This window comes from Microbacterium capsulatum, from assembly GCF_030865425.1.
GTDB classification, from domain to species: domain Bacteria; phylum Actinomycetota; class Actinomycetes; order Actinomycetales; family Microbacteriaceae; genus Microbacterium; species Microbacterium capsulatum.
Map to the genome: position 1 here is coordinate 200,611 of NZ_JAVFCB010000002.1, position 26,060 is coordinate 226,670.

The window sequence follows — 26,060 nt, forward strand, 5'->3', positions numbered from 1 at the left end:
CCGGGCCCGGCGGGGAGGCCGTCCGGCATCGTCCGGCGGCCGCCGCGAATGATCCACCCGGTGCACAAACCGATAGCCTGGAGTGTCCCGATCACAGCACTCCGAGGAACACCCATGCCTTCTCCGCTTCGGCGCCGACTCCTGCCTCTCGCCGCGCTCGCCGCGGCCGCCGCGCTCGCGCTCAGCGCCTGCTCCGGCGCCTCGACCTCGAGCGGGGGCGGATCGGGCGACGGCGAGCTCGTCTGGGGCGTGGACGGCAGCCTCCTCTCCGCGGGCAAGATGGACCCGCAGTCGAGCCAGCTCGACGTGACCGCCATGGTGCAGCGCGCCGTGCTGGACTCGCTCGTGTTCCAGAAGGCCGACGGATCCTTCGTCCCGTGGCTGGCGAAGAGCTGGGACGTCTCGAAGGACGGCACGGCCTACACCTTCCACCTCCGCGACGACGTGACCTTCACCGACGGCGAGAAGTTCGACGCCGCCGCCGTCAAGGCGAACTTCGACCGGATCGTCGACCCGGCCACGAAGTCGGCCCAGGCGGCGAGCATGCTCGGCGGCGAGCTGTACAAGGGCACCGAGGTCGTCGACCCGACCACCGTGAAGGTGACGTTCTCGCAGCCGTACGCGCCGTTCCTGCAGGCGGCCAGCACCGCGCAGCTCGGCTTCTACGCGCCCAAGGTGCTCAAGGACCACGCCGCGGACCTCGCCGCCGGAGGCAAGGGCATCACGGTCGGCACCGGCCCGTTCGAGCTGAGCGGCTACACCCCGAACCAGGAGATCGTCTACACCCGCAACGCGAAGTACGCCTGGGCGCCCGAGGGCATGAAGGCCCCCGCGTTCCAGACCCTGCGCGTGCGGATCCTGCCCGAGGCGTCCGCGCGCAGCGGATCCGTCGCCTCCGGCGAGATCGACCTCGCCTCCCAGCTGCCCCCGAACCTCGTGGCGGCCCTGAAGGGCAAGGCCACGGTGAAGTCGGCCGAGGTGCCCGGCCTGCCGTACTCGCTGTTCCTCAACGAGAAGTTCGGCGTGTTCGCCGACCCGAAGGTGCGCGAGGCGTTCACCCGCGCGGTCGACGTCGACACGGCCGTGGACAAGATCTTCTTCGGTCAGTTCCCGCGCGCCTGGAGCATCCTCGGCCCGACCACGCCCGGCTACGACAAGACGCTCGAGAAGAGCTGGCCCTTCGACAAGGCCCTCGCGAACAAGCTGCTCGACGAGGCCGGCTGGACCCAGCGCGGCGCCGATGGCATCCGGATCAAGGACGGCAAGCGCCTCAGCGCCGACTGGATCGCGTGGACCCCGGTGTCCGACGACCACGCGGCCCTCGCGAACGCGATCCAGTCCGACCTCAAGGCGGTCGGGTTCGAGATCACCCGGGAGACCCTCGAGCCCGGCGCGTACAACGCCAAGTACGGCCCGAAGACGTTCGACATCACCGACTGGGACTTCTCCGGCGTCGACCCCGACCTGCTGCGCAGCCACCTCGCGACCGACGGCTTCCAGAACGCCTCCTCGGTGAGCGACCCGAAGGTCGACCAGCTGCTCAAGGACGGCATCGCCACCACGGACGGCGCGAAGCGCTCCGCCGTCTACGCGCAGCTGCAGCAGTGGAACGCGAAGGACGACGCGATCATGCCGCTGTACGTCACCTCGGCGATCACCGCGGTCGACGACAGGGTGTCGGGCCTGACCTTCGACATCTACGGCCGTCCGCTGTTCTTCGGCACCAGCGTCAAGTAATCCGATGCGCCGCGTCCTGCAGCGGATCGGCCCCATCCCTCGCCGGATCGGGTCGATCCTGCTGTCGGTCGCGCTCGTGCTCTGGGGCGCCGCGACGGTCTCGTTCCTCGCGTTCCGGGTGCTGCCGGGCGACCCGGTGAGCGTGATGCTCGGGCCGCAGGCGCAGGTGAGCGAGGCGGTGAAGGACCGGATCCGCGCCGACCTGGGGCTGGACCAGCCGCTGTGGCAGCAGTACCTGACGTCGCTGGGATCCCTGCTCCGCGGGGATCTCGGCACGTCCTATCAGCTGCGGATGCCGGTGAGCGAGGTGATCGGCGGCCAGCTCGGCGCGACCGTGCAGCTGACGGCGGCCGCTCTCGCGATCGCGGTGATCCTCGCCCTGGCGGGTGTGCTGATCGCCCGAAGGCCCCTCGCCCGCGGCCTCATCGCGACCGGCGAGCTGATCGTGCTGTCGTCGCCGGTGTTCTGGATCGGTCTGCTGCTGCTCACCGTGTTCGCGTTCGGGCTGGGCTGGTTCCCGCTGTCCGGCGCGCGGACGGGGGCGAGCCTGGTGCTGCCCGCGGTCACCCTCGCGCTGCCCGTCGCGGCCCTGCTCGGGCAGGTGCTGCGCGACGGCGTGGAGGCGGCGGAGCGGCAGCCCTGGGCGCTCACCGTGCGTGCCCGGGGCGCCGGGCACGGCCGTCTCACGCTGCGGCACACGCTCCGGCACGGTTCGATCGGGGCGCTCACGCTGAGCGCCTACCTCGTGGGATCGCTGCTGGGCGGGGCGGTGCTCGTCGAGACCGTGTTCGCCCGTCCCGGGCTCGGCCGGGTCACGCTCGCGGCGATCACCGGACGCGACCTGCCGGTCGTCACCGGGATCATCCTGCTCAGCGCGCTCGTGTTCGTCGTCGTGAACACCGCGGTCGAGCTGCTCGCGCCGCTGCTGGACCCGCGGCTGCGGGATGTGTTGGCCGCGCCGGCCCGCCCCGACGCCGGGGGCGCACGATGAACGCCCTGCGCCGGATCCTGCTCGTCCTCGCCGTGCTCGTGCTCGCGGTCGCGGTGCTCGCGGCGCTCCTGCCGGGGGTGCTCGCCCCTCTGGACCCGCTGCAGACGAACGTGCGTCACGCGCTGCTGCCACCGGGCGCCGGGCATCCGTTCGGCACCGACCAGAGCGGCCGCGACGTCTACACCCGGGTCGTGCACGGCGCCGCGCGCTCGCTCGGCATCGGCGCGCTCGCCACGGCGCTCGCGCTGATCGTGGGCCTCGTCGTCGGATCGGTCGCGGGCTCGGCTCCGCGTTTCGCGGACACGGTGCTCATGCGGGTCAACGACGTGCTCATGGCGTTCCCGGAGTTCCTCGTGGCGCTCGTCGTGGTCGCGATCCTCGGGCCCGGTCCGGTGAACGTCGCGGTCGGCGTCACCCTCGCCGCGATGCCGGTGTACGTGCGGCTCGCCCGCGCGCAGACGCAGGTGCTCCGCCGCGCCGAGCACGTCGAGGCGGCGCGGATCCTCGGCGTCGGGCGGTTCACCGCGTTCCGCCGCCACGTCGTGCCGGGCGTGCTCGGCTCGCTCAGCGTGCTCGCCACGATCGGGCTCGGGTCGAGCATTCTGGCCGCGGCGGGGCTCAGCTTCCTCGGGCTCGGGCCGACCGAGCCCGCACCCGAATGGGGGCTGATGCTCTCCGGCGGGCGGAACGTGCTCGGTCAGGCGTGGTGGATCTCGGTGTTCCCGGGGCTCGCGATCACCCTCACCGTGCTCGCGGCGACGTTCCTCGGGCGCACTCTGCGGGCGGCGGCCGAGGGGAGGCGGGCATGAACTCGGTCGCCCCGGCGCCGTCCGCGCTTCGCGTCGCCGGTCTGCGGATCCGGCTCGGCGGGCGGACGCTCGTCGACGGCGTGTCGTTCGACGCCGCGCCGGGCGAGTGCGTCGCCCTCGTCGGCGAGTCGGGGGCGGGCAAGTCGCTCACCGTCCGTGCGCTGCTCGGCCTCTCGCCTGCGGGGGCTGACGTCTCCGCGGACGAGCTGACGGTGGACGGCACCGACGCCCGTGCGCGTGCGGAGCGCGGCTGGCGCGAGCTGCGCGGATCCCGGATCGCCCTCGTCTCCCAGGACGCGCTCGTCTCGCTCGACCCGCTCCGCCGCATCGGCGCCGAGGTCGCCGAGCCGCTGGAGATCCACGGGACGGTGCCCCGCGAGGACCGCGGCGCCCGGGTGCGCGCGCTGCTCGAGGCCGTCGCGATGCCGGATCCGGATCGCCGTGCCCGGCAGCATCCGCACGAGCTGTCCGGCGGGCTGCGGCAGCGGGCCCTGATCGCGTCCGCGCTCGCCGCGGCGCCGGCCGTGCTGATCGCCGACGAGCCGACCACGGCCCTGGACGCGACCGTGCAGGCGCGGGTGCTCGATCTGCTGCGTCGGATCGCCGACGACGGCACGGCGGTGGTCCTGGTCAGCCACGACATGGCGGCGGTCCGGCGGGTCGCGGACCGGATCGTCGTGCTCCGCGGCGGCGCCGTGGTGGAGCAGGGTCCGGCGGAGGTCGTGCTGTCGAACCCCGCGGTGGCGTACACGCGCGAGCTCGTCGCAGCCGCCTCGCCGGAGGTGCGCGCCGAGCCCGCCCCGGCGGCATCCGTCCTGGGCGCGGCGCAGGGGCTGGGCAAGAGCTTCGACCGCCCCGTGCTGCGCGACGTGTCGTTCGCGGTGCACGAGGGGCGCACGCTCGGCGTCGTCGGTGAATCCGGATCCGGGAAGACCACGCTCGCGCGCATCCTCATCGGCGTGGAGCGGCCCGACCACGGCACGCTCGCGTGGCGGGACGGCGCACGGCCGCGGATCCAGCTCGTGCACCAGAACCCGCTCGGCGCCTTCGATCCGCGCTGGAGCATCGGACGGTCCCTGCGCGAGGCGCTCGCTGCGGGCGGGGTGCCCCGGGCTGCGCGCCCGGCGCGGGTGGCCGAGCTGCTGCGCGAGGTCGACCTGGATCCCGCCCTCGCCGGCCGGCGCCCCGCGGCGCTGTCCGGCGGTCAGCGCCAGCGCGCCGCGATCGCCCGTGCGCTCGCGGCGGATCCCGCCGTGCTCGTGCTCGACGAGCCGGTGTCGGCCCTCGACGCCACCGTGCGTGCGCGCGTGCTGGCACTGCTCGACCGGCTGCAGCGCGAGCGCGGGCTGACGATGGTGCTCGTCTCGCACGACCTCGACGTGATCGCGGCCGTGGCGGACGAGGTCCTGGTGATGCAGGACGGCGCGGTCGTGGAGCAGGGATCCGCCGCGCAGGTCTTCGCGGACCCGCAGCACCCGTTCACGCGCGAGCTGCTCGCGGCGTCCGGATCCGCGTCCGGCTGAGATCCGTGCCGCGTGCGCACGGTCGGATCCGTACGCCCCGTCGGAGTTGTACGGCAACCGCGGACCGGTTCGCCGGATCCGTCCGAAGTTCGCGCACATCTCCGAGGCGACCGCGCGCGGTCCTGATCCCGGTGGACCTCGGCCGATCGTCCTGCACCGCGCGGTCGCCGGGCGGATTCTGCACGGGATCCGTGGTCCGGACCGGTGACGGGTCCGATCCGCGACACGGTGGGGAGATGACTTCGCGTGCACCGGATCCTGCCGAGTTCGTCGCCGACCGCGGCGGTGTCGTCCGGGTCGTGCGCCTCACGGATCACGGGATCGGGCGCCGCGCGATCGACGGTGCGGTCCGGGCGAACCGGGTGATCCGGGTGCGGCGGGGCTGGGTGGCGACGCCGGATGCGGATCCGGTGCGGGTCGCGGCTGCGCGGGAGGGCGTCGTCGTCACCTGCGTCTCGCAGGCCGCCCGCCTCGGGCTGTGGGTCCACGACGTACCGACCGCGTTCCACGTCGGCGCGGATCCGAAGTCCGCATGCCGTCCGTCGGAGCGCACGCACGTGCACTGGTTCGCTCCGATCCTGCCCCGGGATCCGGACGCCCTGGAGGATCCGATCGAGAACGTGCTCACGGCCGTCGCGGACTGCGAACCGTTCGAGCGAGCCCTCGCGACGTGGGAGTCGGCGCTCAACCGCGGACTCGTCACCCTCGAGGGGCTCTCGCGACTTCCGTGGAAGCCCGCGGCACGCCGGATCCTCGCCGAGGCGACGCCGTTCGCGGATGCGGGGCTGGAGACCTACCTGCGCCCCCGGCTGGGCTGGCTGAGGCTGCCGATCCGCATCCAGACCTGGATCGCCGGGCACCGGGTCGACGCGCTCATCGGCGATCGGCTCGTGCTGCAGATCGATGGCCGGCATCACGTGGGCGGTCAGCGCAGCGAGGACATCCGGCACGATGCCGAGCTGCGCCTGATGGGCTATCACGTGATCCGGATCAGCTACCCGCAGATGATGTTCGAGTGGCCGATGGTGCAGGACCTGATCATGCGCGCCGTCGCGCAGGGGCTCCACCGGGCGCGGTGATCCTGCGTGCGGCCCGGTGTTTCCGTGCGCCCGTTTCGGAGATGTGCACGTTCTTCGGACCGATACCGCGGATTCGTCCGAAGCTCGCGTACATCTCCGACCGAGCAGCACACGTGGGGATCCGCGGACAGGGACATGGATCCGCGCCACTGGACCCGGATCCGCGTCGCGTCAGTCCTGCACGTCGATCCCGGCGGCTCTCGCGAACACCGGGGCGAGCAGAGCGACCTGGTGCGGGGTCAGCGTGGCGCCGCGCAGCGCGGACACGTCGAGGAACGCCTCGGCGTCGAGCCCGCGCAGATCCAGGGAGTCGGCGCGCAGGCCGCGGGTGTCGACCTCGTCGACGCGGGTGCGCTCGAACCGGACCCGCGTCGCCGTCGCCGCCGGCAGGTCGAGGGTCGTGAGCGTGCAGTCCGCGATGAGCGAGTCCTGGATCTTCGCCGCGGCGAGCGTCAGGTAGTCGATCCGCGCGTGCTCGAGGATCAGCTCGGCGACGTGCGCGCCGGACAGGTCCAGCGTCCCGATCCGGCCGCCCGAGATCCGCAGCCGGCGGACCGTCGCGTCCTTCAGCGTGACGACGGCGGCACGGACGTCGACGATCTCGACGTCGAGCAGGGTGACGCCCGTGAGATCCGCCCGATCCGCGGATCCCGACAGGGAGCACTGCTCGAACCGGGCGTGCGCGAGATCATCGGCGAGCGGGATCCGCTGAAGCACATGGTCGCCGTTCCGACGTCCCGCGGCGTCGTTCAGTGCCTCGGGCAGATCGGGCGGGGAGACGCGCGGCGGGACGGGACGAACGGTGGGGCGGGCCATCCGACGAGAGTAGGGCCCGAGGCCGAGCGCGGCTCACGGCCGGATGGGCTACACGGCCCTCCCTCCGCGACACGAGAGGCGGGACGTCCGAGCGGAAGATTCGGAGAAGTACGCGACCTTCGGACCGTATCGCGGGATCCGTCCGAAGATCGCGCACATCTCCGCGCGAAGCGGACGCGACCACCCGGCCGACATGCGCTCCCGGGGAGGCGTCGTAGACTATGACCACGAGCATCGATCCGGCCATCACCGGGGAGCTCTCGGAAGAACGCTTTCGCCCGACAGGGACGGATGTCAGTAGAACCGAGCGGGGCAGGCCCGTCACAGCCGCAGGGAGAGTGGCCGCGTCCGCCGGACGGGGCAAGCAGGGTGGTACCGCGGTCCGCACGGATCGTCCCCGCAGCAGCATCCGCCCGCCACCGACACTGCGAGACACGATGACCTATCCGCGTTCCTCCGCCGCCCCGACGAGCTCCGCGAGCGGATCCGCATTCGGCTCCGCCGCCGTCACGCCCAGCCCGCGCTTCCCCGAGATCGAGCGCGAGGTGCTCGCCTTCTGGGAGGCCGACGACACCTTCCGCGCCTCGATCGCGCAGCGTGACGGCGCCGAGGAGTGGGTCTTCTACGACGGCCCGCCGTTCGCGAACGGCCTGCCGCACTACGGCCACCTGCTCACCGGGTACGCGAAGGACCTGTTCCCGCGCTTCCAGACCATGCTCGGCAAGAGGGTTGACCGCGTGTTCGGGTGGGACACGCACGGCCTGCCCGCCGAACTCGAGGCGATGAAGCAGCTCGGGATCACCGAGAAGGACGAGATCGAGCAGATGGGCATCGACGTCTTCAACGCGAAGGCGCGCGGGTCCGTGCTCACCTACACGCACGAGTGGCAGGACTACGTCACTCGGCAGGCCCGCTGGGTCGACTTCGAACGCGGATACAAGACGCTCGACCTGAGCTACATGGAGAGCGTGCTCTGGGCGTTCAAGACCCTGCACGACAAGGGCCTCGCCTATGAGGGTTACCGGGTGCTGCCGTACTGCTGGCGCGACGAGACGCCGCTCAGCGCGCACGAGCTGCGCATGGACGACGACGTGTACAAGGAGCGTCAGGATCCCTCCGTCACGGTGAGCTTCCCGCTCACAGGGGACAAGGCGGCGGCGCTCGGGCTCGAGGGCGTGCGGGCGCTCGCCTGGACCACGACGCCGTGGACCCTGCCGACCAACCTCGCGCTCGCCGTGGGGCCGGACATCGTCTACGCCGTGCTCCCGGTCGGCCCGAACGGCGCCGCCGAGGGTGCGCACGTCGGTCGCTTCCTGCTCGCGAAGGACCTCCTCGGCGGCTACGCGAAGGATCTCGGCTACGACAGCGTCGACGACGCGGTCGCCGCGATCGAGACCACCGTCACCGGCGCCGAGCTGGGCGATGTGGCCTACGACCGCCTCTTCGATTACTACGCCGACGTCGAGACCTGGGGCACTCAGAACGCCTGGCGGATCCTCGTCGACGACTACGTGACGACCTCCGACGGCACCGGCATCGTGCACCAGGCACCCGCCTACGGTGAGGACGACCAGCGCGTCGCCGGCGCCGCCGGGATCCCCACGATCCTCTCCCTCGACGAGGGCGGCCGTTTCCTGCCGTCGGTGACCGACGTCGCGGGCGAGCTGTGGATGGACGCGAACACCCCGCTCGTGCGCCTGCTGCGCGCGAACGGTCGCCTGCTGCGCCTGCAGAGCTACCTGCACTCCTACCCGCACTGCTGGCGCTGCCGGAACCCCCTCATCTACAAGGCCGTCTCCAGCTGGTTCGTGCGCGTCACGGACTTCAAGGACGACATGCTCGCGGGCAACGAGCAGATCACCTGGGTGCCGGAGAACGTCAAGCACGGTCAGTTCGGCAAGTGGCTCGAAGGAGCCCGCGACTGGTCGATCAGCCGCAACCGGTACTGGGGATCCCCGATCCCGATCTGGAAGAGCGACGACCCGGAGCACCCGCGCGTCGACGCCTACGGATCCCTCGCCGACATGGAACGCGACTTCGGCCGCCTGCCGCGCAATGCGGAGGGCGAGGTCGATCTGCACCGCCCGTACATCGACGAGCTGACCCGTCCGAACCCGGACGATCCGACCGGCAAGAGCACGATGCGCCGCATCGAGGACGTCTTCGACGTGTGGTTCGACTCCGGATCCATGCCGTTCGCGCAGGTGCACTACCCGTTCGAGAACCAGGAATGGTTCGAGGCGCACTCGCCGGCCGACTTCATCGTCGAGTACATCGGGCAGACCCGCGGCTGGTTCTACGTCATGCACGCCCTCTCGACCGGGCTGTTCGGCCGCCCCGCCTTCACGGGCGTGAGCTGCCACGGGATCGTGCTCGGTTCCGACGGCAACAAGATGTCGAAGTCGCTGCGCAACTACCCGGACGTGTCCGAGGTGCTCGACCGCGACGGATCCGACGCGATGCGCTGGTTCCTGATGTCCAGCTCGGTGCTGCGCGGCGGCAACCTGTCGGTGACGGAGGAGGGGATCCGCGCGGGCGTGCGGGAGTTCATCCTGCCGCTGTGGAACTCGTGGTACTTCTTCGCGACGTACGCGAACGCGGCGGCCGGCCCGGACGGGGAGGGCTACGTGGCGCAGTGGCGCACCGACTCGACCGACGTGCTCGACCGCTACATCCTGGCCCGCACCGGTGACCTCGTCCGTGGGGTGCAGGAGGACCTCGAGGGTCTCGACTCGACCACGGCGGCCGCGCGCCTGCGCGACTTCGCCGAGGTGCTCACGAACTGGTACATCCGCCGGTCCCGCGACCGGTTCTGGGTGGGCGTCGACGCTTCGACAGGCTCAGCGACCGGCTCCGGCACCGAGGCGTTCGACACGCTGTACACGGTGCTCGAGACCCTCACCCGCGTGGCCGCCCCGCTCGTGCCGCTGATCGGCGAGCGCGTGTGGCAGGGCCTCACCGGCGGCCGCAGCGTGCACCTGACGGACTGGCCGGACGCCGAGCTCTTCCCGCACGCCGACGACGTGCGCGACGCGATGGACGCCGTGCGCGAGCTGTCCAGCGTGGGCAACGCCCTGCGCAAGAAAGAGAAGCTGCGCGTGCGCCTGCCGCTCGGCCGCTTCACCGTCGTCTCGCCGGTCGCGGCCTCGCTCGCCCCGTTCGAGGACATCCTCCGCGAGGAGCTCAACGTCAAGTCGGTCGAGCTCGTCGCGCAGAGCGAGGGCACCGCCGTCGAGTACGGGATCAGCCACCGCCTCAGCGTCAACGCGCGTGCCGCCGGTCCGCGCCTCGGCAAGGAGGTGCAGCGCGTGATCCGCGCCGCGAAGGACGGCTTCTGGACCGAGGAGGGCGGCATCGTGACCGCCGACGGCATCGCGCTGGAGCCGCACGAGTACGAGCTCGCGCTGGAGACCACGGGCCGCCCCGACGGCGAGGCCCTCGCGGTCGTGCCGAGCGGCGGCTTCGTGCTGCTGGACACCGCGACCACGCCCGAGCTCGAGGCGGAGGGCCTGGCCCGCGACGTGATCCGTGCCGTGCAGGACACCCGCAAGAACGCCGGCTTCGACGTGAGCGACCGGATCCGACTGCAGCTGCGCTTCGACGACGCGGAGGACGCGGCGGCGGTCCGTGCGGCGTTCGACATCGCCGGCGTCGCAGAGGAGACCCTCGCGGTCGAGGCCGCGGTGTTCGGCGCCGGCGCGGAGTTCGCGGCGGCGGAGTTCGTCGCCGACATCGACAAGGGCACCTACGCCAACCGCGGCGGCTTCGCCGTGGCCGTGAGCCGGATCGGAGACGCCGTATGAGCAGCGACCGCGAAAGGGCCGACGCCGTCTACACGGCGCTGCTGGAGCGGGCGGGGGAGCGCTGGGTGCAGCCCCGCAAGGAGCGCACCGCGCGTCTGCTCGAGCTGATGGACGACCCGCAGAAGACGTACCGGGTCGTGCACATCACCGGCACGAACGGCAAGACGTCGACCGCCCGCATGATCGAGAGCCTGCTGCGCGCGCACGGGCTGCGCACCGGCCTGTTCACGAGCCCGCATCTGGAGCGGTTCACCGAGCGGATCATGATCGACGGTCAGCCGATCGGGGACGCCGCGGTCGCCGACGCCTGGGACGAGGTCGAGCCGTTCGTCGGCATCGTCGACGCCGAGCTCGAGGCCGGCGGCGACGCCCCGCTCACCTTCTTCGAGCTGCTCACCGTGCTCGCGTTCGTGGCGTGCGCGGACGCCCCCATCGACGTGCTGGTCCTCGAGGTCGGCATGGGCGGATCCTGGGACTCGACGAACACGGCCGACGGCGACGTCGCGGTGTTCGCCCCGATCGACCTCGACCATGCCGACCGTCTCGGCGGCACGATCGCCCAGATCGCCGAGGTCAAGGCCGGGATCATCAAGGACGGCGCGGCCGTCGTGTCGTCCCGGCAGACGCCCGAGGCCGAGGCCGTGCTTCGCCGGGTCGCCGCCGAGCACGGTGCGACGATCGCGTTCGAGGGGCAGGAGTTCGCCCTCGCCGAGCAGCGCCTCGCCATCGGCGGGCAGCAGATCACCGTCCGGGGGCTCGCCGGTCAGTACCGCGAAGAGTACCTGCCGCTCTACGGCGCACACCAGGGCTTCAACGCCGCCCTCGCGATCGCGGCGGTCGAGTCCCTCATCGGCGGCGCGCAGCACGCGATCGTCGGCGACGTGCTCGCCGAGGGCCTGCAGGGCGCGACCTCGCCGGGCCGTCTGCAGCTGCTCGGCATCGCCCCGACCGTCGTCGTGGACGCCGCGCACAACCCGCACGGCGCCCGTGCGCTCGCCGAGGCGCTGCGCGACAGCTTCGACTTCGACGAATGGGGTCTCGTGCTCGGCGTGCTGGGCGACAAGGACGCCGCGGGGATCGTGCAGACCCTCGTGCCGTCCGTGCAGCACGTGTTCGCCACCGCCCCCGACTCCGACCGGGCGAGCGACGCCGACGCGATCGCCGACCTCGTCGAGCAGGCCGGCGGCCGGGTCACGGTGCACCCGTCTCTCTCCGACGCGGCCGACGCCGCGCGCGAATGGGCGGCCTCGGCCGACCGTCGTGCGGTCGTGATCGCCGGATCCGTGGTGCTCGCCGGGGAGGCCATCGCCCTCGCCGCCGAGGAGGACTGGAAGAGCGGATGGCGGTCGTGACCGACGCGGGCGCCCCGGGATCCGAGGGGGCCAAGCCCCGCCGCGCCCGCGCACCCCGCGGGCTCGTGCAGAAGCTCGGATCCATCATCCTCGGTTTCGAGGCGGTCGTCGTCGCGCTCGGCGGGCTCACGGTCTTCGGCCTGAAGGCGCTCGGACCCGACATCGCCCCGTGGTGGGGCATCGTCGGCGGGGCCGTCGTGTCCGTCGCGATGCTCGTCGCGGCCGGCCTCATGGGCAGCCGCGCCGGAATCGTGATGGGATGGATCCTGCAGGTCGTCGTCCTGCTCTCCTCCTTCGTGGTCACCGCGATGCTGCTCGTCGCGATCGTCTTCGGAGGCATGTGGGCCTACGCGATGATCGTCGGCGGTCGTGCCGACCGTGCCGCCCGTGCCGCGGCCGCCCACCCCGAAGCCCCCGCTCATCCGACAGAGAGTGATTGACATGCCCATCGAAGAGACCCTCGTCCTGGTCAAGCCCGACGGCGTCGCCCGCGGCCTCACCGGCGCGGTCCTGGCCCGCATCGAGGCCAAGGGCTACGCCCTCGTCGACATCCGTCTCGTCGAGCCCGACCGCGACGTGCTCGCCGCGCACTACGCCGAGCACGAGGGCAAGCCGTTCTACGAGCCGCTCATCGAGTTCATGCTGTCCGGCCCGTCGGTCGCGATCCGCCTCGCAGGCAACCGCGTCATCGAGGGCTTCCGCTCGCTCGCCGGCACCACCGACCCGACGACGGCGGCGCCCGGCACGATCCGCGGCGACTTCGGTCGCGACTGGGGCCTCAAGGTGCAGCAGAACCTCGTGCACGGCTCCGACTCGCCCGAGTCCGCCGCGCGCGAGCTCGGCATCTGGTTCGCCTGAACCCGCGACAGAACGCCCCTGTCGGTCCGCGTGTTCGTCGGGCCCGACAGGGGCGTTCTCGTTCGCCGCGAACCCGCGAGACTCCTCGTTCCGCATGAGACATCATGACTCGCGTGGTGTCTCATGCGGAAAATGGAGTCTCGCCGGATGGGCGTCGTAGCCGAGCGGGGCGAGGCGGATCAGCCGCGGACGAGACGGAGGATCTCGCCGATCAGGTCGATGCCGGAGGTCTGGGCGAGGGCGAAGATCACGGCGAACGCGAGGATCGACGCGAGCGGCACCCAGACGCCCAGGCGACGGGCGCCCTCCTGGGCGCGGTGGCTGATCGGGAACGTCCCGTTGGCGAACAGCTGCTGCACGGTCGCGAAGAACGTCGGGATCACGACGAGGTAGGTGAGCCCGCACCACGGGCACAGCGTGTGCAGGGCGTAGAAGCTCTGCCCGATGAGCCAGCAGATGAACACGAACGCGCCGGTGATGCCGAGCCCGAACAGCCCCCAGAACCAGCGCGGGAAGCGGGCTCCGGCGAGGATCGCGACCCCGACGACGAGTGGGGCCATCCAGCCCGTCAGCCCGATCAGCGGGTTCGGGAATCCGAACACCGACCCCTGCCAGGACTCGAGGTTCTTGCCGCACTGCACGAAGACGCTGACGTTGCAGCTGAGCGAGGAGTTCGGATCCTCCAGCGTCGCGAACTTGTCGAGCGTGAGCTGGAAGGCGGCCCACCAGCCGACGACGCTCGCGATGATGAGCCAGATGGCGTAGCCGACGGGGCGGTTGCGCTGTGCAGACATGGCCCGATTATCCCAGGTGCGGTTCGGCGCGGGGTGCGCACCCGACGTGTCGGAACGCGTCGGCGCGGGGTTCCTTGCGGGAAGGTGCGATAATGGTCAGGTCGCGCCGCCCCGCTGGGCGGACGACGGATACAGACTTCGGGAGCTCCGGCTCCCAGCGATCAGAGCATGTGCCGATCGCAGACCGATTGAGTTCGCGGCGCTCAGCGAGCGCCGCACGAGAGAATTCACGGCGGCCGGGCCGCCGTGCAGGGAGTACGCCAGAGATGGCCGACGAGAACAATGACAACGCCCCTACCCTCGACCTCGATGCGCTGCTGCCGGTAGCGCCGGAGGAGCCTGCCGCGCACGAGCAGGGCGCCGACGAGGCTGCCGAGGCTCCGTCGGACGAGGCCCCCGCGGTCGAGACCGAGACCGAGCGGGTCGACGAGACGACCTCCCCGGTCGCTGAGCCCGTCGACGCGGCGGAGACTCCGGCCGAGGACCCCTCGACGGGCTCAGTGGCCGACGACGCCGGGACCGACGATGCCGGGACCGCCGACGCCGGGACCGACGATGTCGAGCCTGCCGCAGGGCAGACCGGCCCCGAGGCCGAGCAGACCGCCGAGCCCGAGGCCGAGCAGACCGCCGATGACGAAGCCCCTTCGACAGGCTCGGGGACCGAGGTCGCCGAGACCGTCGTAGCGCCCGAGCCCGCCGCTGTCACGGCGGTGAGCCTGGGCCTGCTGCCCGAGGTGTTCGTCTCCCGCGTCTCCACCCAGCTGCACTTCTACGCGCCGACGATCGTGCCGCTGCCGGCGCGCAGCACGCGCGAGCCCCGCGAGTCCGACGAGAACCGTCGCACGCGCAGCCGCGGCGAGGGCGAGCAGCCCCGTCAGCGCCGCGTCGTCGAGTACATCACCGAGCCGAAGGCGATCAAGGGATCCACCCGGCTCGAGGCGAAGAAGCAGCGCCGCCGCGACGGCCGCGACGCCGGCCGCCGCCGTCCCGTCGTCACCGAGGCCGAGTTCCTCGCCCGCCGCGAGGCCGTCGACCGCGAGATGATCGTCCGTTCCAAGAACGGCCGCACGCAGATCGCCGTGCTGGAGGACAACGTCCTCGTCGAGCACTACGTCGCCCGCAATCAGGACGCGTCGCTGATCGGCAACGTGTACCTCGGCCGCGTGCAGAACGTGCTGCCCAGCATGGAGGCCGCCTTCGTCGACATCGGCCGCGGCCGCAACGCGGTGCTGTACTCCGGCGAGGTCGACTGGGACGGCGTCGAGACCGGCAACCAGCCCCGCCGCATCGAGCTCGCGCTCAAGCCCGGCGACCGCGTGCTCGTCCAGGTCACCAAGGACCCGGTCGGCCACAAGGGCGCCCGCCTGACCAGCCAGATCTCGCTGCCCGGCCGCTACCTCGTGTACGTGCCGAACGGGTCCATGAACGGCATCTCCCGGAAGCTCCCGGACACCGAGCGCGCCCGCCTCAAGCGCATCCTCAAGGAGGTGCTCCCGGAGTCCAGCGGCGTGATCGTGCGCACCGCGGCCGAGGGCGCCACCGAGGAGCAGCTCACCAACGACGTGCAGCGCCTCACCGCGCAGTGGAGCTACATCCAGAAGCAGGTCGAGTCGCAGCAGGCCCCCGCGCTGCTGCACGCCGAGCCGGACCTGCTCGTCAAGATCGTCCGCGACGTCTTCAACGAGGACTTCACCCGGATGCGGATCCAGGGCGCCGACGCCGGCCGCACGATCCGCTCCTACCTGGAGTCCGTCGCCCCCGACCTGCTCGAGCGGGTCGAGGCGTACGAGGACGAGAGCGACCCGTTCGACGCGTACCGCGTCACCGAGCAGATCGAGAAGGCCCTGGACCGCAAGGTCTGGCTGCCCTCCGGCGGATCCCTCGTCATCGACCGCACCGAGGCGATGACCGTGGTCGACGTCAACACGGGCAAGTTCGTCGGCTCCGGCGGCAACCTCGAGGAGACCGTCACCAAGAACAACCTCGAGGCGGCGGAGGAGATCGTCCGCCAGCTGCGTCTGCGCGACATCGGCGGCATCATCGTCGTCGACTTCATCGACATGGTGCTCGAGTCGAACCGCGACCTCGTGCTGCGCCGGCTGGTGGAGTGCCTGAGCCGCGACCGGACCAAGCACCAGGTCGCCGAGGTCACCTCGCTCGGCCTCGTGCAGATGACGCGCAAGAAGCTCGGCCTCGGTCTGCTGGAGACCTTCAGCGAGCCCTGCGAGGTCTGCGCCGGCCGCGGCGTGATCGTGCACCACGACCCGGTCGTGAAGCACCGCGCCGCCGCTCCCGCACAGAGCTCGAACCGTCGCCAGCGCGGCAACGGCGGCGGGAACCAGGGCGGCAACGCCGGCGGACAGGCGCCCGCGGCCGCGCCGGCCAGCGGCGGCACCCACGGCATCCCCGAGGGCGCGAAGTCTGCCCTCGCCCAGATCGCCGCGTCCACCCGCGCGGTCGTCGGCGAGACCCCGGCCGCCGCCGAGGCTCCGGCCGAGACCGCCGTCGAGGCGGCCCCGGCCCCGGAGCGCACCAAGCGCCCGCGCAAGAAGCGCGGCGGATCCGACCGCGGCAAGGGCCCCCGCTCCGAGGCCGAGCAGCTGCTCGACTCGGTGCTCGACGCGCTGCCCGAGCCGAAGGCGCCCGGTCAGGGCCGCAACCGCCGCCGGGTGACCACCGCCGCCTTGTCGGCCGGCACCGCGGTCGTTCACACGACCGAGGCCGCGCCGTCCTCCGACGCGGACTGAACGGGAACGACCCCGGAGGTTTCGAGGAGGACCCGGCGCTACGCCGGGTCCTCCTCGTCGTCCGCGGCCTCGCCGAGGGGCCCCTGCGCGTTCAGATAGCGCTCCACCCGCCGGTCCGGCACGAGCCAGATCACCGCGACGGCGACGAAGGGCACCAGCCCGATCCACGGCTGGACGAAAGCGAGCCCGATCCCGATCAGGTACAGGATCGGGGAGATCACGCCCTTGAGGTCACGGCCGAACGCCGCACGGATCCGTGCTCCTCCGGGCCGGTGCGCGATCGTCTGCTGCAGCACCATGTACGCGATCGCCGCCCCGAGCAGATTCAGCCCGTACACGACCGTCGGCACCTCGGCGACCCGCGTCTGGGTGAGCCAGGCGGTCGTGAACGGGTACAGCGAGAGCCACAGCAGCAGGTGCAGGTTGGCCCAGAGCACCGCGCCGTCGACGACGGGCCGCAGCTGGAACAGGTGGTGGTGGTTGTTCCAGTAGATGCCGATGTAGACGAAGCTCAGCACGTACGTGAGCAGACCGAGGCCGGACGTGTGCACGAGGTCGGTCCAGCTCGCGCCCTTGGGCACGGCGAGACCGAGCACCATGACGGTGATGATGATCGCGAGCACGCCGTCGCTGAACGCCTCGAGCCGGCTGGAGGTCATCGCACGTGCCGATCCGCGCGATCGCGGGCCGGGATCCGCAGGCCGGACGCGATCAGGCGGCGGGTGAGCTCCTTGCTGCCGACGTGCTCGGCCCCGCCGGCGAGCAGGCGGGGGAGCGCCTCCTCCGGGACGTCGTAGTGGTCGAGGTCGAAGGCGCGCGGCGGGATGTCGTGCGAGGCGGCGAAGGCGTGCAGCTCGTCGACGCTGGAGTCGCTCACCAGATGCGCCCAGAGCCGGCCGTGCGCCGGCCACATCGCATCGTCCACGAGGATCGCCATGCCGCGATCCTACGGGCGCGAAGAGGATCCCGGATCCGGATCCCGACACGGTCGCCCTCGCTTTGCGGCATCGGAACGCATCCGGTAAAGTGGCTCCTTGGTGCACCGCGCCGGACGCCCCACTCGGCCGCCGCGGGATCATGCAACTCGCGCCCGCCACTGCGGATCCCTCTGCTGTGGCGCGATGCAAGCACAGTCTTCCCGTGAGAATACGGAGCGATCCCGCTCCCCAATGAAACAGGTATGAAGTGGTTTACGCAGTAGTGCGCGCCGGCGGACGGCAGGAGAAGGTCGAGGTCGGCACGATCGTTCAGCTCGACCGCCTGAAGGCGGCCCAGGGCGACAAGGTCGAGCTCGCGGCGGTGCTCCTCGTCGACGGTGACAACATCACCACCGACGCCGACAAGCTCGCGAAGGTCAAGGTCACCGCCGAGGTTCTGGGCAACCTCCGCGGCCCGAAGATCGTCATCCAGAAGTACAAGAACAAGACCGGTTACAAGAAGCGCCAGGGCCACCGTCAGGACCTCACGCGCGTCAAGATCACCGGCATCAAGTAAGCACGAAGAGGAGCTGAGAAATGGCACACAAAAAGGGTGCGAGCTCGACCCGCAACGGTCGTGACTCCAACGCACAGCGACTCGGCGTGAAGCGCTTCGGCGGCCAGGCCGTCAACGCCGGCGAGATCCTCGTCCGTCAGCGCGGCACGCACTTCCACCCCGGCGCGAACGTCGGCCGTGGCGGCGACGACACGCTCTTCGCCCTCGCCTCCGGCGCGGTGGAGTTCGGCACGAAGGGCGGCCGCAAGGTCGTCAACATCGTCGCGACCGCCGAGTAACACGGCGAACATCTTCGGGAACGGGGCGGGCTTCGGCTCGCCCCGTTCTCATATCTCTGCTCCCGTCCGCTGCCCGTAGCGGCACCACCCCAGGAGGATCCCGCATGGTCACGTTCGTCGACAGGGTGACGCTTCACCTGCGCGCGGGCAAGGGCGGCAATGGCTGCGTGTCCGTGCACCGGGAGAAGTTCAAGCCTCTCGGCGGCCCGGACGGCGGCAACGGCGGCGACGGCGGAGACATCGTGCTCGTCGCGGATCCGCAGACGGGCACCCTGCTCTCGTACCACCACTCGCCGCATCGCACGTCGGCGAACGGCGGCTTCGGGATGGGCGACCACCGCTCCGGCTACGACGGCGAGGACCTCGAACTCCCGGTCCCGGTCGGCACCGTCGTGAAGAACGCGGACGGCGAGGTGCTGATCGACCTGGTCTCCCCGGGCGAGCGCTACGTCGTCGCGCCCGGCGGCCAGGGCGGTCTCGGCAACGCGGCGCTGGCCACCCCGAAGCGCAAGGCCCCGGGGTTCGCGCTGCTCGGCACCCCCGGCTACGAGGGCGACGTCGTCCTCGAGCTGAAGACCGTCGCCGACGTGGCCCTCGTCGGCTACCCCTCGGCGGGCAAGTCCAGCCTGATCGCGGCGATCTCCGCCGCCCGGCCGAAGATCGCCGACTACCCGTTCACGACCCTGCACCCGAACCTCGGCGTCGTCCAGCAGGGCGACTTCCGGTTCACCGTCGCCGACGTGCCCGGCCTCATCGAGGGCGCGAGCGAGGGCCGCGGCCTGGGCCTCGAGTTCCTCCGCCATGTGGAGCGGTGCTCGGCCCTGCTGCACGTCATCGACTGCGCCACGCTCGAGCCGGGCCGCGACCCGATCAGCGACCTCGACGTGATCCTCGCCGAGCTCGGCGCCTACGAGGTGCCGGAGGGGCAGATCCCGCTGCTGGAGCGCCCGCAGCTCGTCGCCCTGAACAAGATCGACGTGCCCGAGGCGCGCGAGTTGGCCGACTTCGTCCGCCCGGATCTGGAGGCCCGCGGCTTCCGCGTCTTCGAGATCTCCACGGTCGCGCACGAGGGGCTGCGCCCGCTGACCTTCGCGCTCGGCGAGATCGTCGACAAGCACCGCGCCGAGCTCGCCGCCGAGGCCGCGAAGCCGTCCGAGCGGATCGTCATCCGGCCGAAGGGCGCGCGGCGCGAGTTCGAGATCCGCGTCGAGGGCGGCAGCTACGGCAACATCTACCGGATCCTCGGCGACAAGCCGGTGCGCTGGGTGCAGCAGACCGACTTCACGAACGAGGAGGCCGTGGGCTACCTCGCCGACCGCCTGGAGAAGCTGGGCGTCGAGGACGAGCTGTTCCGCCTCGGCGCGACCCGCGGATCCACCGTCGTGATCGGCCCCGGCGAGAGCATCGTGTTCGACTGGGAGCCGCAGCTGTCCTCGGCGGCCGAGCTGATCACGTCGCCGCGCGGCCTGGACTCGCGGTTCGACCCCAACACCCGCCGCACCACGAGCGAGCGTCGCGAGCGCTACCACGAGCGCATGGACGCGAAGGCCGCCGCCCGCGCCGAGCTCGAGAACGAGCGCCTCGCCGCCCGCGCCGCCGCGCTCGACGAGGGCGACGAGTGACCGCCCGCACCAGGGCGGACCTGGCCGGCGCAGGGCGCATCGTCGTCAAGGTCGGATCCTCGTCCATCAGCGGCGAGGCCGCGTGGCGGATCCCGCTGCTCGTCGAGGCGCTGGCCGCCGCGCACGCGCGCGGCACCGAGATCGTCCTGGTGTCCTCGGGCGCCATCGCGACGGGGATCCCGTTCCTCGCCCTCGACGCGCGCCCGACCGACCTCGCGACCCAGCAGGCCGCGGCCGCGGTCGGCCAGAACGTGCTGATCTACCGGTACCAGGAGGCGCTGCGCCCGCACGGGATCGTCGCGGGGCAGGTCCTGCTGACGACCGGCGACCTCGAGCACCCGACCTCCCGCAGCAACGCGCAGCGCGCGATGGAGCGGCTGCTGGGCCTGCGCGTGCTGCCGATCGTGAACGAGAACGACACCGTCGCCACGCAGGAGATCCGCTTCGGCGACAACGACCGACTCGGCGCCCTCGTCGCGCAGCTGATCGGCGCCGACGCCCTGGTGCTGCTGAGCGATGTCGACTCCCTGTACACCCGGCCGCCGTCCGACCCGGCGGCGAAGCCGCTCGACGTCATCCCGGCCAGCTCCGACCTGTCCGGGCTGGAGTTCGGCTCCACCGTCGTGAACGGCGTCGGCACCGGGGGAGCGGCGACCAAGGTCTCCGCCGCGCGGCTGGCCTCGGCCTCCGGGATCGGCGTGCTGGTCACCAACGCCGACCGGGTGGAGGAGGCGCTCGCCGGCGCCGAGATCGGCACCTGGTTCGAGCCCGCGCTCTGATCCCGTTCTCCACTTCCGCTCGCTGGTCGCGAATCGTCGCCATGCGCCCGGAATAAGGGCATGTCACGACCAGGGAACGGTGGGTGGTGGGCTGGATCCTGTTCCGCTCGCTGCCCGCGAATCGTCGCCATGGGCCCGGAATGAGGGCGTGTCGCGACCAGCGAGCAGGAAGGGGTGGATCCGTCATCCTCGATCCCGGGGCGTCGGGGCGTGGATACACTGGCGACATGCCCACCGTCACCGCCGACCCCGCCGTGCCCGCCTCCACCGTCGAGGACTCGCCCGAGACGCGCATGCGGCGCGCCAAGGAGGCCGCCAGGGACACCGCGCGGCTGACCAGCGACGGCAAGGTGAGCGCCCTGCATGCGATCGCCGACGCCCTCGTCGCCCGGGCGGCGGACGTCATCGCCGCCAACGGACGCGACCTCGCCCGCGGGGCGGAGCAGAACATCGGCGATGCCCTGCTCGACCGTCTGCGGCTCGACGAGAAGCGCGTCGCCGCCCTCGCCGCCGCGGTCCGTGACGTCGCGGCGCTGCCGGATCCGGTCGGCCGGGTCGTCGGCGGACACAGGATGCCCAACGGCGTCGCCCTGGAGCAGGTGCGGGTGCCGTTCGGCGTCGTCGGCGCGATCTACGAGGCCCGCCCGAACGTCACGGTCGACATCGCCGCCCTGGCCCTCCAGTCCGGCAATGCGGCCGTGCTGCGCGGCGGCAGCGCGGCGCGGGAGAGCAACACCGTGCTCGTCGGCATCATGCGCGACGCGCTCGCCTCGGTCGGGATCACGCCGGAGGCGATCCAGACGGTCGACGACTTCGGCCGCGCCGGCGCGACGGCCATGATGCACGCCCGCGGGCTCATCGACGTGCTCGTGCCGCGGGGGAGCGCCTCCCTGATCGAGACGGTCGTCACCGAGTCGACGGTCCCGGTGATCGAGACCGGCGCCGGCGTCGTGCACATCGTGCTCGACGAGAGCGCGCCGCTGGACTGGTCCCGGGACATCGTCGTGAACGCGAAGGTGCAGCGCCCGAGCGTGTGCAACGCGGTGGAGACCGTCCTCGTGCTGCGTGCGGCCGCCGAGCGGGTCGTTCCCGACGTCGCGGCCGCGCTCATCGACCAGGGCGTCACGATCCACGGAGACGAGGACATCCGCCGGCTCGTGCCGGCCGCGGTCGCCGCGACCGAGGAGGACTGGGCGACCGAGTACCTCGGCCTCGAGCTGGCGATGCGCGTCGTGGACGACCTGGACGAGGCGCTCGCGCACATCCGGCGCTACAGCACGGGCCACACCGAGTCGATCATCAGCACCGACGCCCTGCGGATCGAGCGCTTCCTGGCCGAGGTCGACTCGGCCGTGGTGATGGCGAACGCGTCCACGCGGTTCACCGACGGCGGCGAGTTCGGCTTCGGCGCCGAGGTCGGCATCTCGACCCAGAAGCTGCACGCGCGGGGGCCGATGGGGCTCGCCGAGCTGACCAGCACGAAGTGGCTCGCGCGCGGAGCGGGGCAGACCCGCGCCTGAGGGCTAGACTGGGGACCCGAGATCCACCCTGGTCACACTCTTGGAGTATCGATGAACCTCGTCGCACAGTTCGTGCACGCCGCGGCCGAAGCCCCCGCGAACCACGGGAACGTGGCACTGGAGACTCTTCCGTTCGGCCTGATCGCCGCCGGCGTGTTCACCCTGCTCGGGCTGGTCGCGTTCTCCTACCGCCACGTCGCCAACCGTCACGCCGCGAAGGCGGAGGCCTGGGCTGCCGAGCACGGACACGAAGGGCACGGGGCCGGTCACGGCCACTGAGCGCAGCTGATGACGACGACTCCGGCGCCGCGGATCGGCGTGATGGGCGGGACGTTCGACCCCATCCATCATGGTCACCTCGTCGCCGCGAGCGAAGTCGCGCACTCGTTCGGGCTCGATGAGGTGATCTTCGTGCCGACCGGTCAGCCGTGGCAGAAGAGCGGCGTGTCCGAGAGCGAGCACCGCTATCTGATGACGGTGATCGCGACGGCGTCGAACCCGAGCTTCACCGTGAGCCGCGTCGACATCGACCGCCACGGACCGACGTACACGATCGACACGCTGCGGGATCTGAAGAAGGAACGGCCCGATGCGGAGTTCTTCTTCATCACCGGTGCCGACGCCGTGGCGCAGATTCTCAGCTGGAGGGATCATGATGAACTGTGGGACCTGGCCCACTTCGTCGCGGTATCCCGACCCGGTCACGTGCTGAGCACGGACGGTTTGCCCAGTGATGACGTCAGCCAGCTGGAGGTCCCTGCCCTCGCGATCTCGTCGACGGACTGCCGTTCCCGGGTCCGTGAGGGGGATCCCGTCTGGTACCTCGTGCCGGACGGAGTGGTCCAGTACATCGCGAAGCATCATCTTTATCGGAGCACGTCATCATGAGCACATCGGATCAGCAGCTGACTCGCAAGCAGTTGCGGGAAGCCCGACTGACCGGATCGACCCCGATCGTCACCCCCGAGGAGGCCGAGGCCTCCCGTCAGGCCGACGCGGCCGTCCACGTCGCTCCCGCCGCCCCGGTCGTCGAGACCGTTCCCGAGCCCGAACCCGAATCCGCTGACGAGCCGCTGACCCGCCGCCAGGTGCGCGAGCAGGAGCGGATCCGCACCGCCTCGGTGCCGGTGCTGGACGAGACTCCGCAGAGCCCGGCCCTCGCGCCCGTCGGCTCCCCTCCGATCCTCCCCGCTCCCGTCGCGTCGGCCCCGGCTGCCGCTCCCACGGCCCCGCCGCGCCCCGACCGCGCGGAGACGACCGGGACGCCGTCGATGATCACGGACGTGCCCCGTCCGAGCTTCCTGAGCCGTCGTCGCGCCCCCGAGCCGTCGCCGGCCGCCCCGGTCGGTGCGGACGAGCAGGACGGCGTCGACGACGCCGAGCAGGGCGTCGCGCCGGTCTCCGCCTCCGCGCTCATGCGGGCCGAGGAGGACGCCGGCCGGGCCCACTCCGTTCAGGACGCGAAGCCCGAGCCGCCGGCACCGATGGTCGAGAGCATCGCGGCCCCCGTCGCCCCGGTGCTTCCAGCCTCCTCGAAGCCGTCCGCGCCCACGGGGCCGACGCCGCTCGAGGCCCTTCTGCAGCAGGCCGACGCGCCGCGCCCGCAGGCCGACGCGCCGCGCCCGCAGGCGGAGGCGCCGCGCCCGCTGACGGGGGAGTCGACGGTGAACCCCGGCTTCGGTCAGCGCGTGCTCGCGGATCAGGCCGTCGACCCCGCCCCCGGCTCGTTCGACCAGCTCCTGGTCAGCGACTCGACGGGCTCGCACCACGCGGCCCCGAACGCCCTGATCTTCCAGCAGGCGCCGGCCGGTCTCTCCCTGTCCGGGCCCGTGGCCTCGACCGGCGAGGTCCTGGTGACCGGCAGCTACGACCTGCCGGCCGGCCTGGGGTCGCGCGGACACGCCGACGGCGTCGCCGACGGCAAGGAGATCGACGCGATCCTCGTCGACGGCGAGCTCGCCCCCGCGTCCTCGCCCACCCCGATCGCGGCCAGCGCCGCGATCGGCACCATCAAGCCCGCCGGCGAGGTCATCCGCCCGCCGGAGCCCGAGAAGGGCAACAAGCTCATGCTCGCGCTGACCATCACTGCCGGCGCCCTCGCCGTCGCCCTGGTCGGCGCTCTCATCGTCGCCATCACCACAGGAGCCTTCTCTTGATGCAGTCGCCCGTCTCCGCCGTCGAGATGATGCAGATCGCCGCCGACGCGGCCCGTTCGAAGGGCGGAGAGGACCTGCTGGCGCTGAACGTGTCGGAGCCGCTCCCGCTGGTCGACATCTTCCTGCTCGTCACCGGCAACAGCGAGCGCAACGTCGCCGCGATCGCCGACGAGGTCGAGGACAAGCTGGTCGAGGCGGGGCACAAGCGCGTGCGACGCGAGGGCCGCAGCGAGGCCCGCTGGGTGCTGCTGGACTTCGGCGACCTCATCGTGCACGTGTTCCACGAGGAGGAGCGGGTCTACTACGGCCTCGAGCGCCTCTGGAAGGACTGCCCCGTCGTCCCGATCGCCGAGCCGGCGCCGCTCGGCACGGCGCCCGCAGACAAGGACTGACCCGGAAGAGCGAGCGCGGCGCCGGTCACATCTCTCGGGCGAACAGATCGTCCCAGGTCTCGCGGCGGATCACGGCCCGGGCCGCGCCGTCGCGGACGAACACGACCGGCGGGCGGCGGTAGCCGTTGTAGTTGTTGGCCATGGTGTGCGTGTAGGCGCCCGTGGCCGGCACGACGAGAAGGTCGCCGACCCTCGCGGCCGGGATCTGCAGCGGGTCGATGAGCACGTCACCGGACTCGCAGTGCCGGCCGACGACGACCACGTCCTCGGCGGGGTCCTCGTGCATGCGACCCGCGAGCGCCGCCTCGTAGCGCTGCTGGAACAGCGCCACCTCGAGGTTGTCGCCCATTCCGCCGTCGACCGCCACGAACGTCCTCGCGTCCCGTTTCACGGTCGTGACGGTGTACAGGGTCATCGCGGAGGCGTTCACCATGCTCCGGCCCGGCTCGATGATGAGTTCGGCGTCCGCCGGGAGGTGCTCCCGGGCCGCCGTGAGCAGCGCGTCGACGTACTCGTCGACCGAGGCGGGGTGCTCGTCGTAGGTGTAGCGGGCGCCGAGGCCGCCGCCGAGGTCGTAGACCCCGAACGTGCCGAGAGCCGCGAGCGGCGCGACGGCGGCGGCGAGCTCGGCCGGATCCATGATCTGCGATCCGACGTGCGCGTGCACGCCGCGCATGTCCAGCCGCGGGCTCGCCTCGATCCGGGCGATGAGGGCCTTCGCGGCAGGGGCGGTGAGCCCGAACTTCGAGCCCACCTGCCCGGTCTGCACGTGCGGATGGGTGGACGACTCGACCTCCGGGATCACGCGGACGAGCACGCCCTGTGCGCGTCCTGCGGGCACCAGCTGCTCCAGCCGGTCGACGTCGTCGCCGTTGTCGACGACCACCAGGCCGACTCCCGCGTCCACGGCGATGCGCAGCTCCTCGGTCGTCTTGGCGTTGCCGTGCATGACCAGCAGGGCCGGATCGACACCGGCGCGCAGGGCGCTGAGGATCTCGCCGCCGCCCGCGACATCGAGCCCCAGGCCCTCCTCCACCATGACGCGCTGCACGGCCGTCGCCGGGAACGCCTTCGATGCGAACACCGCGCGGGCGTTCGGCCATCGCGACGTCAGCGCGGTGCGGTACTCCCGAGCGCGAGCGCGCAGAGCGGCCTCGTCGACGATGATCGCCGGCGTATCGAACTCCCGGGCCAGGTCGTCGGCGCGGCAGCCCGCGATCCGCAGGACGCCGTCGTCGTCGACGCTCGTGCCGTCGGGGAGGAGTTCGAGGAGGGGGTGCGACACGTCAGGTCCTTCCGTACGGGCCAGG

The 26,060-nt window shown here is 71.8% G+C and carries 24 protein-coding genes; 19 read left to right on the forward strand and 5 right to left on the reverse strand.

What is annotated here, in order from left to right; translation table 11 throughout:
- The first annotated feature begins 114 nt into the window (after positions 1 to 114).
- The 5 genes from RBR11_RS03855 (at position 115) to RBR11_RS03875 (ending at position 6,139) form a co-directional block, all read left to right on the forward strand.
- A complete protein-coding gene (locus RBR11_RS03855; RefSeq protein ID WP_308487985.1) occupies positions 115 to 1,737 on the forward strand; it encodes an ABC transporter substrate-binding protein in 1,623 nt (540 codons plus the stop codon).
- Between the two features lie 4 nt (positions 1,738 to 1,741).
- A complete protein-coding gene (locus RBR11_RS03860) occupies positions 1,742 to 2,728 on the forward strand; it encodes an ABC transporter permease (protein WP_308487986.1) in 987 nt (328 codons plus the stop codon).
- Complete coding sequence (locus RBR11_RS03865) at positions 2,725 to 3,537, forward strand: ABC transporter permease (RefSeq protein WP_308487987.1); 813 nt, start codon at positions 2,725 to 2,727, stop codon at positions 3,535 to 3,537. The genes RBR11_RS03860 and RBR11_RS03865 overlap by 4 nt, the downstream gene beginning before the upstream one ends.
- Positions 3,534 to 5,060 (forward strand): ATP-binding cassette domain-containing protein, encoded by a 1,527-nt coding sequence (locus RBR11_RS03870; protein ID WP_308487988.1) that lies wholly within the window; start codon positions 3,534 to 3,536, stop codon positions 5,058 to 5,060. The genes RBR11_RS03865 and RBR11_RS03870 overlap by 4 nt, the downstream gene beginning before the upstream one ends.
- Positions 5,061 to 5,296: 236 nt before the next feature.
- Complete coding sequence (locus tag RBR11_RS03875; RefSeq protein WP_308487989.1) at positions 5,297 to 6,139, forward strand: DUF559 domain-containing protein; 843 nt, start codon at positions 5,297 to 5,299, stop codon at positions 6,137 to 6,139.
- Between the two features lie 171 nt (positions 6,140 to 6,310).
- On the opposite strand, the gene RBR11_RS03880 is transcribed toward RBR11_RS03875, so the two are convergent.
- Positions 6,311 to 6,955, reverse strand: coding sequence for a pentapeptide repeat-containing protein (locus RBR11_RS03880; RefSeq protein WP_308487990.1), 645 nt, complete (start codon positions 6,953 to 6,955; stop codon positions 6,311 to 6,313).
- A gap of 437 nt (positions 6,956 to 7,392) precedes the next feature.
- Here RBR11_RS03880 and ileS point away from each other — a divergent pair, with 437 nt between their 5' ends.
- Genes ileS through ndk form a run of 4 tightly spaced genes read left to right on the forward strand, consistent with a single transcriptional unit; the run spans position 7,393 to position 12,968 of the window.
- Positions 7,393 to 10,758, forward strand: a complete 3,366-nt coding sequence (gene ileS, locus RBR11_RS03885; RefSeq protein WP_308487991.1) for an isoleucine--tRNA ligase — start codon at positions 7,393 to 7,395, stop codon at positions 10,756 to 10,758.
- Entirely contained in the window at positions 10,755 to 12,110 is a 1,356-nt protein-coding gene (locus tag RBR11_RS03890) for a bifunctional folylpolyglutamate synthase/dihydrofolate synthase (RefSeq protein WP_308487992.1), read from the forward strand. Before ileS ends, RBR11_RS03890 begins: the two co-directional genes overlap by 4 nt.
- Entirely contained in the window at positions 12,098 to 12,550 is a 453-nt protein-coding gene (locus tag RBR11_RS03895) for a DUF4233 domain-containing protein (protein ID WP_308487993.1), read from the forward strand. Before RBR11_RS03890 ends, RBR11_RS03895 begins: the two co-directional genes overlap by 13 nt.
- 1 nt (position 12,551) lies before the next feature.
- Positions 12,552 to 12,968, forward strand: a complete 417-nt coding sequence (gene ndk / locus RBR11_RS03900) for a nucleoside-diphosphate kinase (RefSeq protein WP_308487994.1) — start codon at positions 12,552 to 12,554, stop codon at positions 12,966 to 12,968.
- Between the two features lie 179 nt (positions 12,969 to 13,147).
- Here ndk and RBR11_RS03905 read toward each other — a convergent pair whose 3' ends face one another.
- Complete coding sequence (locus RBR11_RS03905; protein WP_308487995.1) at positions 13,148 to 13,762, reverse strand: vitamin K epoxide reductase family protein; 615 nt, start codon at positions 13,760 to 13,762, stop codon at positions 13,148 to 13,150.
- Between the two features lie 266 nt (positions 13,763 to 14,028).
- Here RBR11_RS03905 and RBR11_RS03910 point away from each other — a divergent pair, with 266 nt between their 5' ends.
- A complete protein-coding gene (locus RBR11_RS03910) occupies positions 14,029 to 16,509 on the forward strand; it encodes an Rne/Rng family ribonuclease (RefSeq protein ID WP_308487996.1) in 2,481 nt (826 codons plus the stop codon).
- A 38-nt stretch (positions 16,510 to 16,547) separates the two neighbouring features.
- On the opposite strand, the gene RBR11_RS03915 is transcribed toward RBR11_RS03910, so the two are convergent.
- Both RBR11_RS03915 and RBR11_RS03920 read right to left on the reverse strand, forming a co-directional pair.
- The gene (locus RBR11_RS03915; protein ID WP_308487997.1) at positions 16,548 to 17,168 is read right to left on the reverse strand and encodes a TMEM175 family protein; all 621 of its coding nucleotides are present in this window, start codon (positions 17,166 to 17,168) and stop codon (positions 16,548 to 16,550) included.
- Positions 17,165 to 17,446, reverse strand: coding sequence for a DUF4031 domain-containing protein (locus tag RBR11_RS03920; protein ID WP_308487998.1), 282 nt, complete (start codon positions 17,444 to 17,446; stop codon positions 17,165 to 17,167). Before RBR11_RS03920 ends, RBR11_RS03915 begins: the two co-directional genes overlap by 4 nt.
- Before the next feature lie 248 nt (positions 17,447 to 17,694).
- Between RBR11_RS03920 and rplU the strand changes: the two genes are divergently transcribed.
- The 9 genes from rplU to rsfS all read left to right on the forward strand — a co-directional run bounded on the left by rplU (position 17,695) and on the right by rsfS (position 24,750).
- Positions 17,695 to 18,003: a 50S ribosomal protein L21 gene (gene rplU / locus RBR11_RS03925; protein WP_308487999.1), complete on the forward strand. Its 309-nt coding sequence runs from the start codon at positions 17,695 to 17,697 to the stop codon at positions 18,001 to 18,003.
- Positions 18,004 to 18,023: 20 nt separating this feature from the next.
- On the forward strand, positions 18,024 to 18,281 hold the full coding sequence (rpmA, locus tag RBR11_RS03930; RefSeq protein ID WP_308488000.1) for a 50S ribosomal protein L27: 258 nt from the start codon (positions 18,024 to 18,026) through the stop codon (positions 18,279 to 18,281).
- 104 nt (positions 18,282 to 18,385) lie between these two features.
- Entirely contained in the window at positions 18,386 to 19,903 is a 1,518-nt protein-coding gene (obgE, locus tag RBR11_RS03935) for a GTPase ObgE (RefSeq protein WP_308488001.1), read from the forward strand.
- Entirely contained in the window at positions 19,900 to 20,682 is a 783-nt protein-coding gene (gene proB, locus RBR11_RS03940) for a glutamate 5-kinase (protein WP_308488002.1), read from the forward strand. The genes obgE and proB overlap by 4 nt, the downstream gene beginning before the upstream one ends.
- Before the next feature lie 227 nt (positions 20,683 to 20,909).
- Positions 20,910 to 22,202 (forward strand): glutamate-5-semialdehyde dehydrogenase, encoded by a 1,293-nt coding sequence (locus RBR11_RS03945; protein WP_308488003.1) that lies wholly within the window; start codon positions 20,910 to 20,912, stop codon positions 22,200 to 22,202.
- A gap of 51 nt (positions 22,203 to 22,253) precedes the next feature.
- Positions 22,254 to 22,481, forward strand: coding sequence for a hypothetical protein (locus RBR11_RS03950; RefSeq protein ID WP_308488004.1), 228 nt, complete (start codon positions 22,254 to 22,256; stop codon positions 22,479 to 22,481).
- A gap of 9 nt (positions 22,482 to 22,490) precedes the next feature.
- On the forward strand, positions 22,491 to 23,090 hold the full coding sequence (gene nadD, locus RBR11_RS03955; protein WP_308488005.1) for a nicotinate-nucleotide adenylyltransferase: 600 nt from the start codon (positions 22,491 to 22,493) through the stop codon (positions 23,088 to 23,090).
- On the forward strand, positions 23,087 to 24,358 hold the full coding sequence (locus tag RBR11_RS03960) for a hypothetical protein (protein WP_308488006.1): 1,272 nt from the start codon (positions 23,087 to 23,089) through the stop codon (positions 24,356 to 24,358). The genes nadD and RBR11_RS03960 overlap by 4 nt, the downstream gene beginning before the upstream one ends.
- The gene (rsfS, locus tag RBR11_RS03965) at positions 24,358 to 24,750 is read left to right on the forward strand and encodes a ribosome silencing factor (protein ID WP_308488007.1); all 393 of its coding nucleotides are present in this window, start codon (positions 24,358 to 24,360) and stop codon (positions 24,748 to 24,750) included. Before RBR11_RS03960 ends, rsfS begins: the two co-directional genes overlap by 1 nt.
- 25 nt (positions 24,751 to 24,775) lie before the next feature.
- On the opposite strand, the gene lysA is transcribed toward rsfS, so the two are convergent.
- Entirely contained in the window at positions 24,776 to 26,035 is a 1,260-nt protein-coding gene (gene lysA / locus RBR11_RS03970) for a diaminopimelate decarboxylase (protein ID WP_308488008.1), read from the reverse strand.
- Positions 26,036 to 26,060 lie beyond the last annotated feature (25 nt).